Origin of the sequence: Sphingobacterium cellulitidis (assembly GCF_043187465.1) — a bacterium.
Classification (GTDB): Bacteria; Bacteroidota; Bacteroidia; order Sphingobacteriales; family Sphingobacteriaceae; genus Sphingobacterium; species Sphingobacterium cellulitidis.
This window is the reverse complement of record NZ_CP171136.1, coordinates 3,029,741-3,046,651: the sequence shown is the minus strand read 5'-3', so window position 1 is coordinate 3,046,651 and position 16,911 is coordinate 3,029,741. Positions and strand designations below refer to the sequence as shown.

The 16,911-nt window shown below is 36.3% G+C and carries 11 protein-coding genes; 7 read left to right on the top strand and 4 right to left on the bottom strand.

Going from position 1 to position 16,911, the window contains the following annotated elements; translation table 11 throughout:
- The first annotated feature begins 154 nt into the window (after positions 1-154).
- From ACF3OC_RS13430 to ACF3OC_RS13405, 6 genes are all read left to right on the top strand, one after another.
- Positions 155-3,625, top strand: coding sequence for a SusC/RagA family TonB-linked outer membrane protein (locus ACF3OC_RS13430; RefSeq protein ID WP_392469422.1), 3,471 nt, complete (start codon positions 155-157; stop codon positions 3,623-3,625).
- 3 nt (positions 3,626-3,628) lie between these two features.
- On the top strand, positions 3,629-5,044 hold the full coding sequence (locus ACF3OC_RS13425) for a RagB/SusD family nutrient uptake outer membrane protein (protein ID WP_392469421.1): 1,416 nt from the start codon (positions 3,629-3,631) through the stop codon (positions 5,042-5,044).
- Positions 5,045-5,055: 11 nt separating this feature from the next.
- Positions 5,056-5,841, top strand: coding sequence for a DUF4843 domain-containing protein (locus tag ACF3OC_RS13420; RefSeq protein WP_392469420.1), 786 nt, complete (start codon positions 5,056-5,058; stop codon positions 5,839-5,841).
- Positions 5,842-5,848: 7 nt separating this feature from the next.
- Positions 5,849-7,426 carry a PKD-like family lipoprotein gene (locus tag ACF3OC_RS13415; protein WP_392469419.1) on the top strand — a complete coding sequence of 526 codons (1,578 nt, stop codon included), beginning with the start codon at positions 5,849-5,851 and terminating at the stop codon, positions 7,424-7,426.
- A 182-nt stretch (positions 7,427-7,608) separates the two neighbouring features.
- The gene (locus ACF3OC_RS13410; protein WP_392469418.1) at positions 7,609-9,087 is read left to right on the top strand and encodes a retropepsin-like aspartic protease; all 1,479 of its coding nucleotides are present in this window, start codon (positions 7,609-7,611) and stop codon (positions 9,085-9,087) included.
- Between the two features lie 25 nt (positions 9,088-9,112).
- Complete coding sequence (locus tag ACF3OC_RS13405; RefSeq protein WP_392469417.1) at positions 9,113-10,447, top strand: TlpA family protein disulfide reductase; 1,335 nt, start codon at positions 9,113-9,115, stop codon at positions 10,445-10,447.
- 135 nt (positions 10,448-10,582) lie between these two features.
- Here the strand turns inward: ACF3OC_RS13405 and ACF3OC_RS13400 are convergent, their stop codons facing one another.
- The gene (locus ACF3OC_RS13400) at positions 10,583-10,900 is read right to left on the bottom strand and encodes a GNAT family N-acetyltransferase (RefSeq protein WP_094280045.1); all 318 of its coding nucleotides are present in this window, start codon (positions 10,898-10,900) and stop codon (positions 10,583-10,585) included.
- A gap of 110 nt (positions 10,901-11,010) precedes the next feature.
- Positions 11,011-12,837 (bottom strand): AMP-dependent synthetase/ligase, encoded by a 1,827-nt coding sequence (locus ACF3OC_RS13395; RefSeq protein WP_392469416.1) that lies wholly within the window; start codon positions 12,835-12,837, stop codon positions 11,011-11,013.
- 233 nt (positions 12,838-13,070) lie between these two features.
- Between ACF3OC_RS13395 and ACF3OC_RS13390 the strand changes: the two genes are divergently transcribed.
- Positions 13,071-14,837, top strand: coding sequence for an aromatic amino acid hydroxylase (locus ACF3OC_RS13390; protein WP_392469415.1), 1,767 nt, complete (start codon positions 13,071-13,073; stop codon positions 14,835-14,837).
- Here the strand turns inward: ACF3OC_RS13390 and ACF3OC_RS13385 are convergent.
- Both ACF3OC_RS13385 and ACF3OC_RS13380 read right to left on the bottom strand, forming a co-directional pair.
- Complete coding sequence (locus ACF3OC_RS13385; RefSeq protein WP_094280047.1) at positions 14,826-15,722, bottom strand: flavin reductase family protein; 897 nt, start codon at positions 15,720-15,722, stop codon at positions 14,826-14,828. The genes ACF3OC_RS13390 and ACF3OC_RS13385 overlap by 12 nt on opposite strands.
- 20 nt (positions 15,723-15,742) lie before the next feature.
- Positions 15,743-16,726, bottom strand: coding sequence for a fumarylacetoacetate hydrolase family protein (locus tag ACF3OC_RS13380; RefSeq protein ID WP_392469414.1), 984 nt, complete (start codon positions 16,724-16,726; stop codon positions 15,743-15,745).
- Positions 16,727-16,911 lie beyond the last annotated feature (185 nt).

Sequence of the window (16,911 nt, the reverse complement as noted above, 5' to 3'; positions counted from 1 at the left end):
AAAAAATCAGCAGATGAAAAGAAGAAATTACTCACCCTGAGAGGCGAAAAATTAAGGCTATAAAAAACGGACTCTGTTGGCGCAGAATCCGTTATTGTAAGGCTGTTTTACCAATGTAAATCCATATTAATAATCACAACCCAATTCTAAATTAATGAAATTTAATTTAATTCCATTCTCTATACGCGAGAATTTATACGAATGTGCCTATGTTAAAGTAGGCTTCGATAAGAATCGTTTTATAGACAATAAGGTTAAAGAACCAAATCATTTTGGACCAATAACGAGTCTTTTGATGAAAATACATCTCATTGCTTTAATCATTGTATTGGCTATGACTCAAGTCAATGCACGATCAATAGCACAACAAATTACTTTGAAGCGAGAAAACGCAAAGCTTTCTTCGATTCTCAAGGATCTGGAAAAACAAAGTGGATACAGTTTTTTTTATAAGAAAACAGATGTTGATCCAGTCAAGGAAATTGATGTGAACTTCAATTCCATTCCCTTAAATGTGGCATTGAATAAGCTTTTGAGTCCTCGCGATTTAACCTTCGAATTTTTCGAGAAAACGATTGTAATAAAGAAAGAAAGTACCACTTCTTTGGCAAGCTCTTCAGATCAACTTTTATCCAAACCTAACTTTTCAGAACAACAACAGGTTCACGGAGTAGTATTGGACGAAAAAGGAAATCCAATCTCTGGAGCAACTATTCGAATAAAATCCATGCCGAATAGAGCAGTGGTTACTGATAAGAATGGTCGCTTTATTCTTCCAATTACTGCTATTAATGAGATCGTAGTGGTGTCCTATATCGGGTATGCAAACCACGAGTTAAAGGCTGTTCTGACAGCTGAAGGATTAACTATTCGGATGAAGTTAGTTAGTAATGAAGTGGATGAAGTGGTCATTACAGGGATGATGGAATTCAAGAAAGATGCCTTTTCCGGAGCTTCTTCCACTTTCAAACGTGAAGAGTTGAAGCAAGTAGCAAATACCAACGTAATTCAAGCGCTTAAATCGTTAGATCCTTCGTTTTTGGTCATGGAAAACAACCTAAGCGGTGCAAATCCTAATATTTTACCAAACATAGAACTTCGTGGTCAGACCAGTATTACCAGTGAAAATCTCCGTGATGAGTTTACAGATGATCCAAATCAACCTCTGTTTATTTTAGATGGTTTTCAAAGTAATCTGAGGACAATTTTGGATTTAGACATGAACCGTATTGAATCCATAACCATTTTAAAGGATGCTAGTTCTACTGCGATCTATGGTTCTAGAGCATCCAATGGGGTAGTGGTGGTAGAGACTATTCGTCCAAAACCAGGCGAACTGCGTTTGAACTATACCACAGATATGAATGTTGAGATTGCTGATCTAGGTTCATATAATATGATGAATGCGGCAGAGAAGTTAGAATTTGAGCGATTAACTGGAATTTATACAGCACAACCCTATCTACAAGAATATCAGCATACCTATTACGACCCTCTGTACAATAGAAAACTTGAAAATGTTTTGAGAGGTGTCGATACTTATTGGTTAAAAACCCCTATACAAACAGGTTTTGCCCATAGACATTCCTTATATGTCGAAGGTGGTAATGAAAATTTTGTTTACAATATCGGGGGTAATTACAAAAAGAATAATGCGGTAATGAAAGGTTCTGGCCGTCAGGAATGGGGGGCTCGTTCAAATTTGATTTACCGCCAGGGAAAACTGAGTGCCATTAACAACTTGGCAATTAACGGAAATACGGCAGATGAATCCAATTATGGTTCCTTTGCTACCTGGGTAAATATGAACCCTTATTATGCCAATTTGGATTCTCAAAATCCAATTATTGAGGAGTATATCGATCAACAATACGGTATGAAGTACAAGGTATATAACCCCATTTACAATACCCAACTGAATAGCTTCGACAATAGTAAAGGTTTTGCTGTGACCAATAACTTCCAATTGATTTATGATCTGACCAGCGATTGGCGCATTACAGGTTCCTTCCAAATTTCTAAGAATATTATTAAAGCAAATACTTTCATTTCTCCTTTAAATACCATGTTTGAGAACACTCCATTATTGCAAATGGGTTCTTATACTTCGAGGGAGCAAAATCAATTAGCTTATACAGGAAATGCGATGCTATCCTACGGGAAATCAATTAATAAACATACCATAAACGGTAATGCCAGGATTGAGTTTGCCGAGAACAATAACAGTAGTTTAGGTTTTGTTGCTGTCGGTTTTCCGCGCAGTAGCAATGGTAATCCAGCATTTGCGTATGGATATCAGCGAAACAGTTCACCTTCTGCAAATCATGTAATCAGCAGAAGGAATTCCATTCTTGCAACCTTGAATTATAGCTACGACAACCGTTATAACACAGATATATCATTCAATTATGATGGTTCAACGGCCTTTGGTCGCCAGAATAGTTACTCTCCATTTTTTGCTACGGGATTAAGTTGGAACCTTCATAATGAATCTTTTTTAAAGGATAATCCAATGTTTAACCAATTGCGCTTGCGAGCAAATTATGGTGTTACAGGAAATCAAAACTTCAGTTCTACAACTTCTATCTCTACTTACAACTATTTATCTGCATATAACTATTATGGGCAGGGGGTAACCTTGGCGACTTTTGCCAATGAAAATCTTCGTTGGCAAAAAACCAACCAATTTAGTGCTGGTCTTGATGCGACCTTGCTAAATAATAGATTTAACCTGACTTTCAATATCTATAATAAAATTACCAATGATCTTGCTGTTGCTGTAAATCTGCCTGCATCCACTGGTTTAATTGCTTACCCATTCAATGCTGGAGATTTAACCGTAAAAGGCGTGGAATTGATGACCAAATATAACATCATACATAAGCCAGCAGACCGAATATTTTGGAATGTTGGATTAACTGGTGCTAGAAGTACTCAAACTTTTAACCACTTTAACAACCTGTTGACAGGTTTAAATCAATCCCTACAAAATTCAAAATCCTTACTGCGTTATAAAGATGGCCATAGTCCAAATGATTTATGGGCAGTTCAATCTTTGGGCATCGACCCGGCAACAGGTCGTGAAATGTTCCTTAAGAAAGATGGTACTAAGACTTTCGACTACGATGAGCAAGATATTATTGCATTAGGAAATGGAAATCCTTTGATTCAAGGCGTATTGAGTACTAATGTTACTTATAAAGGTTTCATGCTTGGAGCTTATATGCGTTATATCTACGATCAAGACGTGCTAAATTATGCTTTATTCAACAAGGTTGAAAATATCAGTTTAACCGATGTGGTTAATTATAATCAAGATAAAAGAGCATTATATGATCGTTGGGTAAATGTCGGCGATGTATCGAAATTCCGTGGTATTAGCATAACAGATAATACAAACCCTTCCTCCCGGTTTATTCAACAGGAAAATTCCTTCTCATTAGAATCAATTTCTTTATCCTATGATTTCCGAGATTCCAAATGGATCCAAAAGGCGGGATTATCTAATTTAAGAATATCTGGAATTACCAATGAGGTATTCAGATGGTCTACAGTTCGTCGCGAACGCGGAATTGACTATCCATATGCCAAAATGTATTCATTAACCATCAACGCCAATTTCTAAGTCATGAAAATTAAATCAAAAAGCTATACATATCTATTCCTCGGCTTGCTTGGTCTGATGACCTTGGGTTCTTGCCAAAAATGGCTGGATGTCCAACCAGAGGATAGATTTACAAAGGATCAAGTCTATAATTCTGCTTCAAGTGTGGAAGAAGTGGTTAATGGCCTGTACCTGAAAATGGGAGAGAACCAATTATATGGTAATAAGTTGACCCTGACAGACCTTGAGGTGATGTCTCACCGATTTAGAATTGGAACAACTTCAGGTTATTATTATGATCTAAAAGAGCATAATTATGAGCAAAAAGATGTCAAAAATTCTTTTTCCGGAATCTGGACGAACATGTATGCCATTATTGCGAACATCAATGATATGATCAATGTTTTGCCGACTGTAAATAATGGGTTGACCGAACAAGATAAAGCGCAATATATTGGACAGGCAACAGGTCTTCGCGCCTTTATTCATTTTGATTTATTGCGTTTATATGGTCCAGCTTATACTGATGAAACCAAAGGTATGTCTGCTATCCCATATGTCAATAAATTGAGTACAGATATTCAGCCTTTCTTAAGCTCTGAGATGGTGATAGCAAATATTTTAGCAGATATCAAAAAAGCTAAAGAGCTATTAAAGAACGATCCTATATTGACCGGAGACGTGCCATTTAAGAATAATTATTTTAATTATTATGCCGTCGTAGCCTTAGAAGCAAGGGTACAGCAATGGGCTGGAAATAAGGAAGCTGCTTTGGTTGCGGCCAAACAGGTTATAGCTGCGCAAGATAAATTCCCTTGGGTAACACATCAAAAAATAGCCGGAAATGGTTCTAACCCAGATCGTAAGTTCTTTACTGAGGTAATTTTCAGCGTCTTTAATGATAAATTATATGATATCCAGAGAGATTACTTTGGCTCAAATTTGTCTGAAGAACAAATATTAGCTACCGGTTCAGGAAATTTGATCAGCAATATTTATGAAAATAATGAATCAGATTATCGATATAATTTTTCATGGCCTTTTGCTTCTACTGGTATGGGCTATAGGACCTTCGTAAAGTTTGATGATATCCCAGATGTAGAAATTTTAAGCCGATTTATGGTGCCCTTGATTCGAATTTCTGAGATGTATTACATCGCTGCTGAATCTACCACCGACCAAACCGAAGCTCTGAATTACTTGAACACAGTGAGACAGCATAGGAATATTAATGGTGATATCAGCAATTACGAAACCTTGGAGAATGAATTAACCAAAGAATACATGAAAGAATTCTACGGTGAAGGTCAAGTATGGTTCTATTATAAAAGAAAACAGAAGGCTAATATTTTTTCAGTAAACACTTCCAATTTAAGCTTTTTCATGACACCTGAGGATTATATCATCCCTATTCCATTGGCAGAAACTGAAGGCAGATAATATTTAATCTTATGAAAAAATTACATAATTACATTTTGATTTTATTTTCCTTTCTGGCGATTCAAGGCTGTAAGGAAGATACGCTAACCACCTATTTGGATAATGAAGGTGGAGAGAATATTTACTTTCTAGAAAAATATAACAACTACAGATATGAAAGCTTCATGAAGGAGATTTCTCTGGGTTTAACACCTTCTACAGTTACAGATTCTTTAATATTGATCCCAATTCGAACTACTGGGCAACCATCGCAGACTGACCGACCGGTTTTGGTGGTTCCAGCAGATACCTCTTCTATGAAGAAAGGTGTGCACTATGATTTTGTCTCGGAACCAAAAATACGTGCTGGTCGTGTTACTGATACGATCTCCATCATTTTACATCGTACTGAGGATATTAAAATAAATCGAGTGTTCTTAAAATTGGATTTAAAACCAAATGACCATTTCAAAACTGATTTGGCTATTAAAAAGAACTTAACCAAGCAAGATCTACTTTCCTATCAATTCTATTTGGACGACAAGTTCCCAGTCCCACATATTTGGACCACATTTTTTGGAAAACAGTTAGTCGAGTTTTATTTGGGAACCTATTCCAGACGAAAGGTCGAGCTGATGTTGGAAGTCTTGAAAATTGAGCCAAGACTTATTTATGATACCAAATATACCTTGCCTGTTACCTCCATTTTAAACTGGTCAAGCTATTTAAAATATTGGTTGAATAAAGAGAAAAATGAAGGTAGAACGCAATACGACGAAAATGGTGTCGAAATTTTTATGGGACCTTTTGCAAATTAAGAACAACATGAAAAAAATTATATTCTTTGCAATTTCCTTCGCATTAATTTTTGCGAGTAGTTGCAATAAAGATCTTGGGAATTATTCTTATAGCACCTTAGATACATTGGGGGTAACAAATTTCCCTGATACACTAGAAATTGAATTAGGATCAGAAATCAATATTACACCAAAAATAATTTCTGACAATCCTGGATTTAATACTCAGGAGTTAGTATACGAATGGTATGCGTTTAACAAAAACGTGGCAAATCAAACCAATGCTAAAATATTTTTAGGAGAAGGTCCAAAATTAAAAATGGTACCTAAAATGCAAGTAGGGAATTATCCTTGTTATTTAAGAATTACTCAGCCCTCGACAGGCAGAACCTGGACAAATTCCTTTTACCTTAAGATTAATGGCAAAATTGGAAAGATCGGCTTCTTTATTTTATCCGATAAAAACAAAAAAGCTCATTTAGATTATTTTCAAGATGATCCTAACCATTGGAATAGTTTCGGAAAGGTTTATCGAGATGTAAATAAATATTGGAATAGTGTGATTGATGGGGGGCCTTTTAATATTGATGGAGAACCTAAAAATATGGAAGTCTATGTGATGCGGAAAGACTTTCAATCAGCTCAAAAATCTACTTTATTTATCAATTCTGGTGATCACAGTTATATGGTAAATCAAACTGATGGTTTTACCTATAATCCAGTAGACTTTACGTTTAGGAGTTTAACATCTGGTGGTACTCCAGAATATGCTGATCAGATTATTGCGGCAGACGATTTCTTAAGCACAGCAATTAAGGATAATAACATTTATGTTTATGGATTTTTGTTTGGCAAGCTGTACAATATTCCTCTAAACAGCAGGGCTAATGGCAGCACATATCCTATTTCACCATTCGTAGCTATGCCTATGGCAAATTACCAGATGAATACAATGATCTTTGATACGGAAGGAAAGGCTTTCATGCGTTTAAACGCTTTTTCTTCTAGAGCATTTCCAGTATCAGCCACGATCCCTGATTTCAATCCAGCAAATACTGGAATGGATTTAATCTATCTCGGACATAGTATGGCTTCAAATGGACAAGCTGTTGCTATTATGAAAAAGGATAGCAAACGCTTTTTAGTTCGTTTCACATTTACCAGTGATGGAACCATTATGCCAACTTCTATTTTAGATGTCACCTCTTCATTAACAGATATTGCTGGAGCAAGCAATTTTGCATTGGATAATAAGTTTGGATATTTATTCTATACGGCCAATGATAAATTGTACCAATATGATATCGATGCAAAAAGACTAAAAGTGGCTAAAACCCTGAATGGTCGAAAAGTTTCCATGTTAAAGTCCGAGCGCTATGTTTTTCTGCATACCAGCTCTCAGCAAGCATTCACCAATCCGGGAAGGATGGAGCCATTGTTATATAGTGTCATTTTAGGGACTTATGATGAAAAAGATCCAATCAGTTCGGGTAAAGTAGAATTCTTACATGTACAAGGATTAATGGGTGACCTAAAAGAAACTATCAAACCAATGAGTGGATTCGGGATTGTAAAAGATATACAATATACAGATCTGAATCCATAGGTAAAACTCAAATATTGCATAATAATTTGGATGACCACGTCAAATAAAGAATTAATTAACAGTTAGTAATTTTATTTTACATGTAACCAAGTCTAGTTGGAAGGAGCAATTCCCGAATGGGGATTGTTCCGCCAACCTTAGAAAGAACCATAAATACAAAACATTAGTCTTTCAATACGCTTATGTCTAAGTATCAAAAAATACTTTTCTCTTTTCTGATTTTCTTTGCTGTGACAACTCCTAGTTTTGGACAGGATGTTAGAGCATTACTTGAGCAAGCATTCCTATCAAAAAATAAAACCGGTCTGGAGAAAATTCTAGCAGAGAATTTCTCTATAGCTGGAAATACCAATGAGTCAGCGCAATCCCGTTTAGAACAGATCCTGACTAAATATTCAGTTAAATCTATTCAGCAATTACCAACGACTTCAAAAGCAGAATCCAAACAATTAAACTTTATCTTCCATAAGAATGATGGTAAATCAGACAGCAGCATTTTACATCTGAATCCTGAAGGGAAAATAAAGCACATTGATCTTTTCGATCGCTTATATGGTATGACTCGATTGCCAAAGGCAAATTTGAGAGCTAGCATACCTTTTGAAAACCATGCCGGTGCGATTATCCTGAAGGTATATATCAATAATCATCCGAATCCCCTCAAATTATTATTTGATACTGGTGCGGATGGTATGGCAATTAATGAAGGGTTAGCAAAAACCTTGCGCTTAAACATTACTCGAACCAACAATGCTTCAGTAGTAGGTGGAAACCAAGAAATCCAAGTTTCTGATCAAAATAAAGTTCGTATAGCTGATTTGGAAATGGATGATATGAGCATCGCCATTTTTCCTTCCCATGATGAAAAAAATACTGATGGAATTATCGGGAACAGCTTGTTGAAAAGGTTTATTACAGAAATAAATTATGATGAGAATAAGATTAACCTTTATGATTTTGGGGCAATAGAGTACCCGAAAAATGGAAAGCTAGTACCAATTTCTTTACCATCCAGTTTAATTGAAATTCCTGCAACCTTAGAACTGTTAGAAGGAAAAAAGGCTGAAGGACAATTTATTTTTGATACCGGAGCTTCCTATAGCTTAATATGTTTCCGGCCATTTGTTTTGAAAAATCGCTTATTAGTTAGTGGCTTTAAGCCAGATGGACAAACCAATACCTTAAGCTTTGGAATCAATACACCAACTTTTTACGGAAAAGCGGCCGCATTTCATTTGAATGGGTTAGCTCCTTCAGAAAACATGCCCGTTTCCTTGATGGCTGGTTCGTCCAGTAACCAAAATTGGAGTCCACCTGAATCGGGTTCTATCGGAAACAGATTTATCTCCAGGTATAATTTATGGATCAATATCGCTGATAGTGAAATACATTTCAGCCCAAACAAACTTCATGACCTACCTTTCGATTTTCTTATTCGATCAACCGTTTTGGGCTGGAATCAAAAAGCTGAACTCCAAGTCTTGACCGATCCGGCAAGACCAGATATCCACGAAAAAATTGGTCTACCTATCAAAGAAATTATGGGAATCCCAACAGGACAATTGATCCAGAAAAAAGAGTCCTTACAAAGTCTTCTAGATAAGGCGAAAAATGAAACGATTACCATTCTATTTCAGGATGGATCGACCATAAAAATTTAACAATTCAAGCACAAGTAATAATTCTATGAAAAAATTAATAACAACAATATTTCTTATTTTCTTGGCCTTAAGTTCTTGGGCACAAGTAAGTAACATCACCGGGACGGTAGAGCCTGGGAAATTTAAAAAGATGTTTTTATACAAAGTAATAAATGGAAGGATGCTCGAAGTAGCTTCATCCGTTCCGGATTCCCAAGGTAGATTTGCCTTCAGGTTTACTCCAGAATATGAAGGCTTCTATTGCTTTGGTTATGGTTCCTCCATAATGACACAAGGAATCAATAAATTATACTTCCGTGGAAATGAAGATTTGGAAGTAAGTGCAGATGCCGATGGATATAAATTAATAAAAAGTAACAGTAAGGAAAACGATGCCCTTTATCAATGGGAAACTGCGGTTAAAAACATCCAAACCAAAGCACTCACTTTAGGAAATAGTACTTATGTGGACTTCTTTCCTGAATTGGAGGAGATTGCTTCAAATATTAAGGATTTGAGTAAGGATCCGAAGACGGGAAACATAGAATTCGATAAACAATTTGAACAGATTGTAAAAACTGATCTTGCTTTTTATGCTATTAATTTTTTATATATACCCCATTCGGCACATCCTAGCAAAGAAGAATACAGTGATTACTACATGGATTTCAAACCGGATGAATATATGACGGATTGGTTATTAAAATATCCATTTGGCGATCGTTTCTTGAATAGCCTGGTGATGTTCAAAAATCAAGGGTTAAAGGAATATAATTTAGAAAACCTATTAAGTAGTATCCCAAATCAAGTTTTGAAAGGTCAGTATTTCTTAAATTATGCTGAGCGATTAAATTCAATGGAAGCCTATCTTAATTTGTTGGAAAAAAACAAGCAAAATTTAGTTTTGGAAGATCAGAAAGCCAGGGCTCAAGCTATTGAGATGAGGTTGGCTGAAACCAAAGAAGGAGTTCCTGGATTTAACTTTAGCTTCAAGGATTTGAATGATAAAGTAGTTAGTTTAAAAGATCTGAAAGGCAAAGTTGTGTTATTGGATTTATGGGCAACATGGTGCGGACCTTGTCGCGCTGAGGAGCCTCATTGGGAAAAACTAAATGAAGATTATAAGGATAAAACTGTTGCCTTCGTGGGAATTTCAACGGATCAGGATAAAGCAAAATGGCTGGAATATATGGAGGAAAAAAAGCCGAAAGGTATTCAATTACATGCAGGACCTAATAATCCTCTTTCAACTGCTTATAAAGTCAATGCCATCCCTCGTTATATATTGATGGATAAAAATGGAAATCTTATCTCCGCTGATAGTCCAAGACCCTCGGATCCAAAGCTTAGAACGCTTCTGGATACTTGGATCAAAAAATAGTTTGTTGTTAATAATGATTGCTTGGTGCAGCTGAAAAGCTGCACCTTCTTTTTGAATTCAAATAACAATAAAAAGGTCGCCAATCTTGGATAGGCGACCTTTTTATTGTTATAAAATTATACTTAAAAATATTGTTTACAGTTCGTTATAGTTAGGAAATCTTGGAGATACCAATTCTTTCCATTCTGGATTTTTCTTAATAAATGCAAATACATACGGACAGTAAGGTGATACTGTTTTGCCTGAATCTTTGATATAATGCAGCGTTTTTTCTACCAATGCTGCTGCAGCTCCGCTACCTGCTAATTCAGGAGGAGCTTCAGTATGGATTAATGCGATAGTACTACTAGTCTCCTTATAATCTATAAAGGCAATATGACCATCAACATCTAGTTCAAATCGGCTTAATTCTTCGTTTCTCTTTAGAGGTAGGTTGATAAATTTATCTTTCATATCCAATCAACAAAATTGTAAAATTATAGTTTTTATTATTCTGTAAAAGTAGAACTCTAAGGTTAACTAAATGTTGACCTAGGATAAGAAAGATAAAATTTTTATGAATATTACTCAGCTACATTATAAAGGTGGTCGAATTCCTTTTTGTACTTCTCAAGAATTACTTTCCTTTTCATTTTCAGGGTAGGGGTAAGCTCTCCATTTTCAATGGTAAATTCATCAGGAAGGATAATTGGTTTTTTAATTTGTTCCCAATTTCCAAAATGTTGATTTGCATTTTGAACCTCTTTATTGATTTTACGAATCACTTTGGCTTCCGTCAGGAATTGGTCTTTTGGCATTCCTTTTAATTCTGGAGCTTCACTTTTCGACCAATCTTGTAAATGAGCATAGTTGGGAACAATAAATGCAGAGGCAAATTTTTGTCCATCACCAATGACCATTGCTTGTTCAATATAATTCGATTCCAATAGTTTCTTCTCAATAGGTTGTGGTACTACGTATTTTCCCCCAGAGATTTTAAACATTTCTTTCTTTCGGTCGATAATTTTCAGAAAGACTTCGTCTTCCCAAGTTCCTATATCGCCGGTATGCAACCAACCATCAATAATGGTTTTATTGGTTTCTTCTGGGTTTTTATAATATCCTTGCATCACATTGGGACCTTTTACCAAGATTTCCCCATCGTCAGCCAGTTTTATTTCAACGTATTTTACTGCTAAGCCAACAGTTCCTATACGAATTCCTTTCAGATAATGGTTTACCGAAATCAACGGCGAGGCTTCTGTCATTCCATAGCCTTCATAAAGGGGGATTCCTGCAGCAAGAAATACACGAGCCAATTTGGCTTGTAAGGATGCACTTCCTGAAGCTACAGTTAGCAGATGGCCTCCCAAGGCTTGGTACCATTTGTCTAATACCAATTTCTGAGCAAGCTTTAATTTTAGATTATATCCAAAACTGCGTTTTTCAGGGTTTGGATCATATTGTTCTGCGATTTCAACCGCCCAATCAAAGATCTTGCGTTTAAAGCCCGTCAGTTCCATTCCCGTCTTCATGATTTTCTCATACACTTTCTCCAAAATCCGAGGAACTGCAGTCATAATATGAGGTTTTACCTCGGTAATATTTGGCCCAATTTTATCCAAGGATTCAGCAATATGAACGGTGATCCCAATATACAAGTAAGTATAAATAACCATTCTTTCATAAGCATGGCAGGGTGGAAGAAAGGTAAATGCCCGATCATAGGCTTTACATGGAGTTATCTCACGCGCAGCTTCAACATTCGAAATAATATTATGATGCGTTAGCATTACACCCTTTGGTTTTCCAGTCGTTCCGGAGGTATAGATTAAAGTTGCCAAGTCGGTATGTTTAACCTGTGCTCTTAATTCCTCAATTTTCGAATCTGCAATATGCTCTCCTACCTTATTCAATTCTTCCCAATTTCGTACATCCTCATGCTTTTCAATACAGAAGATATACTTCAAGGTATAAATAGAGTCTGTTAATTCGGTAAGACGTTTGTAGAGACTTTTTGTGCTCACGATGCAAAGCTTTATTTCTGCATCATTGAAAATAAACTGATAATCAGTATCACTGATGTTAGGATAGATTGCCACTACTACGGCACCGATTTGTTGGATGGCAAAATCAACAATATGCCATTCGATACTGCTATCTGCAATCAATCCAACCTTGTCATTGGGTTTTACTCCCAATTCGATTAAGCCTTTCGAAAGGGCATTTACTTTTTCTAAAAACTCCTCAGAAGTCAGAGTTTTCCATTCTCCTTCCTTTTTATGCGAGAACATATTCAGGCCCGGGAATAGCGTTACTTGCCTTAATGCAAGGTCAAATAGTCTAAGATTTTCCTCCATAACATATAAAAACCTGTCTTTCAAGTTTATCGACAGGTTTCTTAACCACATAACAGTATAATTGGCTAAGAAGTTTTGCAAAAATATGAAATAGTTAGGTTTAGAATTAATTAATTTAGTTTTAGTGTTTATTTACATCTGTTTGGAAGGGGCTACCAGCTTGAAATAGTATACCTTATATCCCATTATTCAAATTCTGAAAGTGCATCAAGATTTCATTTTAAAAATAGGTAGTATTTTGTTTGTCTAGTTAAAAGTTTTAAGTTTGTATAAACATTATTCCCATGAATACGTACGATAATCCAGTTTTACAGCAGTTACCAAAACATTTGCAAAGATATGTGGTTGAACAGGCCTATGAGCGTTATAGTGCGTTGGATCAGGCAATATGGCGCTATGTAATGCGTCAGAATTATGCCTATTTAAAAGACATCGCTTACTACCCTTATATTCCTGGCTTGACAAAAGCTGGATTAACCATCGAACGCATTCCAAATCTGCAATCCATGAACGATAGTTTGAAGAAGATTGGTTGGGGAGCTGTCACCGTTGATGGCTTTATCCCTCCAGCTGCTTTCATGGAATTTCAAGCCCATTGTGTATTGGTCATTGCAGCAGATATTCGACAAATTGAACATATCACCTACACCCCAGCACCTGATATTATTCATGAATCTTCTGGTCATGCTCCGATTATTGGAGAACCCGAATATGCAGCTTATTTGCAACATTTCGGAGAAATAGGATCCAAGGCAATGAGTTCAGGCAAGGATTTCGAACTTTATGAAGCTATTCGGGCTTTATCCATCATTAAAGAAAAAGAAGATGCCTCTGAGGAGGAAATTAAAGAAGCTACCGATAAATTCAACTCCATTTCCAGCAATATGGGTGAACCATCTGAAATGGCTTTATTGAGCCGTTTGCACTGGTGGACAGTTGAATACGGATTAATTGGTTCTGTTGAAGATCATAAAATCTATGGTGCAGGATTATTATCATCAATCGGTGAAAGTGCAACCTGTATGCAACCTGAAGTTGCAAAATTGCCTTATAACTTAGATACACTCCAGTTTTCCTACGATATCACAAAGCCTCAACCGCAATTGTTTGTTACACCAGACTTTCAGCATGCTTATGATGTTCTTGAAGAATTTTCGAAAACCATGGCGTTTCGCGTTGGGGGCAAGGAAGCAATGGAAAAAGCAATTGACAGTAATAATGTTTGTACAGTTGAATTAAGTTCTGGACTTCAAATTTCGGGAGTCTTTATTTCAACATTTCTTGGCGAAGAACTAATTGCAATTAAGACAAATGGTCCGACAGCCTTAGCTTATAAAAATAAAGAGTTAGAAGGCCAGGGAAAACAATATCACAAGGATGGATTTAGCTCACCTGTAGGTTTACTGCTTGGAAGACGATTACCATTGGAACAATGTAAGCTAGCTGATCTGGAAGAAATGGGTTTAGTCCAGGATAAGCCTGGAACAATCTATTTCAAATCTGGAATTCTTGTTTCCGGAACGGTAAAATCTTTTGTATTTGATGAAGAAGGATTTTTATTGTTGATCAGTTTTAACGATTGTACTGTAGTCCATGAACCCACGAATCAAATTCTTTTCCAACCAGAATGGGGTACCTATGATATGGCTGTAGGAAGTTATGTAAACTCTGTTTATGCAGGAGCAGCCGATAAATATGCTTATGAACCTGAAATCAGTATTTCTGAAATGAAAACTGAAAAGCAAGTCTGGTCAACGGAGCAAATGGAGTTGCATAAGTTTTATAAAGAAATCAGAAAAGCGAGAGAAGAAAATCTGGAATTAGACTTTAATCATTATTTGGAAAGTCTGGAGAACCGTTTTTCCCAAGACTGGCTAGCATTAGTAGAGTTATACGAATTGGCAATTAATAGACAAGAAGTCGAGTTTGAACATACCATCTTACAACGATTAAAAGAAAAGGCCAAGAATAATCTTGACCTTGATAAGTTAATTTCTGATGGTATAAGACTAGCAGAAACCCAGCCGATAAACTTAGAATTAGTTTATTAATAATACCTGCCAGGCTTTTTCAACTTCGTTTTCATCTAAAAGCTTGGCAGCATAACGTTGTAGCTCATTATTCAATTGAGTTTCGTCATTCTGCCACATGCTGAGCAAGGAATTAACATGCTCATCTTCTTTAATTTCGGTCCCTAACTCTGGAATAGCTTCAATATTCGCTAAGAGGCCTAATTGATTTCCGGTTAGAATGGAAGAATTCCGAACAGCCTCCGGCAACTGATCAACACCAATCCCTAATTTTCTTAATGGTTTTGGAACCTCGAAGAGGTTATCCTTCGTCACCCGACAATACCAATCCCCACCCAATCTTGCAACCAGATCCAAAGCAGCCTGATCCATTTGATCATGCTCATTCAATAAGTTCCCTTGAATATGCATGCATATAACTTCAGCAAGTACAAGGTTCCCTGTTCCTCCGCCTTCCTGGATGGTAATAATCTCTTTAACCCTACACTCCAATTGAACTGGAGACTCAGCAACACGCGGTGGTTTGATATGTTGTGAAGGAATAGCTGTAAATCCTGATTTGTCAAATTCATCGACTTCTTTGGCATATTCAGTACTCGCGAGCGATTGCTGTTGCACCATATTGTAGTTTACAATATTGATCACCACTTCAGGTACTTCCCGAATATTTTCCAGCGTATGTTTATCCTTTCCATCCCGCATCCTTGTTAATGGTGAAAAAACGCAGATAGGTGGATTATGTGACATAAAGTTAAAATAGCTGAAAGGGCTAAGGTTAACTTTTCCGTTCTTATCAATTGTTGAAGCAAAGCAAATCGGTCTGGGAGCTATGGCATATTTTATTAAATTATCAAATAGGGACCCGTGAGTTTTTTGGTCGAAAGTCTTGATTTCATTAAACTGCATATCTATCTAATTATTGTTTTTTATTCTGATTCTTCCTCTTTATAAATATAATTTTCTAGTTTCCCTAAGCCTGTAACTTCCATGCTAATCTTGTCCTTAGGTTGAATCCAGAATTCTTGATAATTCGGATCTTTACGTTTTCCAGTCCCATTTATTTCAAGCAAACAACCAGTACCTACAGTTCCCGAGCCAATGATATCACCTGGATAAAGGGTGACTCCATAAGAAACCCTTTCGATAATTTCAGCAAATGTCCAATTCATGCTGGCTAAGGTTCCTTCTGAACACAATTTATCATTCACCCAACATCTCATTTGCAGATCATAGGCATTTCCTGAATGACCTTCCAAAGGATTGGTTTTATAAGACTCCAATTCATCCAGTGTCAGCAGGTACGGACCAAACATACTGGCAAAATCTTTCCCTTTAGCGGGTCCAAGGTTCAGTTTCATCTCTTGCATCTGTAAATGCCGCGCGCTAAGATCATTGAGGATCATTAACCCTGCGATATATTGATCTGCCTCAGCGACCTTGATGTTCCTTCCTTCTTTCAAAATAACAATGGCCACCTCTAATTCAAAATCCAATTTGTCAAAATGCTTGGGCATACAATATACTGGACCAGGACCATGAATAGCTTGATGATTTGAAAAGTAAAAAACTGGAAATTCATCAAACTCTGGGATCATTTCTAAACCTCGATTCAATCGGGAAGTTTCCACATGTTGTCTGAATGCATAGGCATCGCGAAAGGATGGGGGATTAGGAATGGGAGCACATAAGGTAATTTCCGAAAAGGAAAGACCTTCATTTTGAAAATCTTCAATTTTTATGAAATTCTGAATGGCATTTTCTGCTAACGATAAGCCTTCTTGTCCCAGCTTTATTAATTCCAGACTGGAATTCGGAAGCTGATCGGATAGCATATGGCTCGGAAATACTTGATTTTCAATAATAAATCCAAGCTGTTCATTGCCATTTTCTAAGTATGTTACAATTTTCATAATGAATTTTTGAAAGCTTCGCTCATTAATTTATAAAGGTTATAATAATTCAGGTAGAAGAAATTAAATTTCATAATACCATATTTATTTTCTATTTGTTTATGTAAATATAAAATTATAAAGGGTATATTTGAAATAATTGATACCATTATGAACGTGAGCAACATAAAGCCAAAGAACCTACC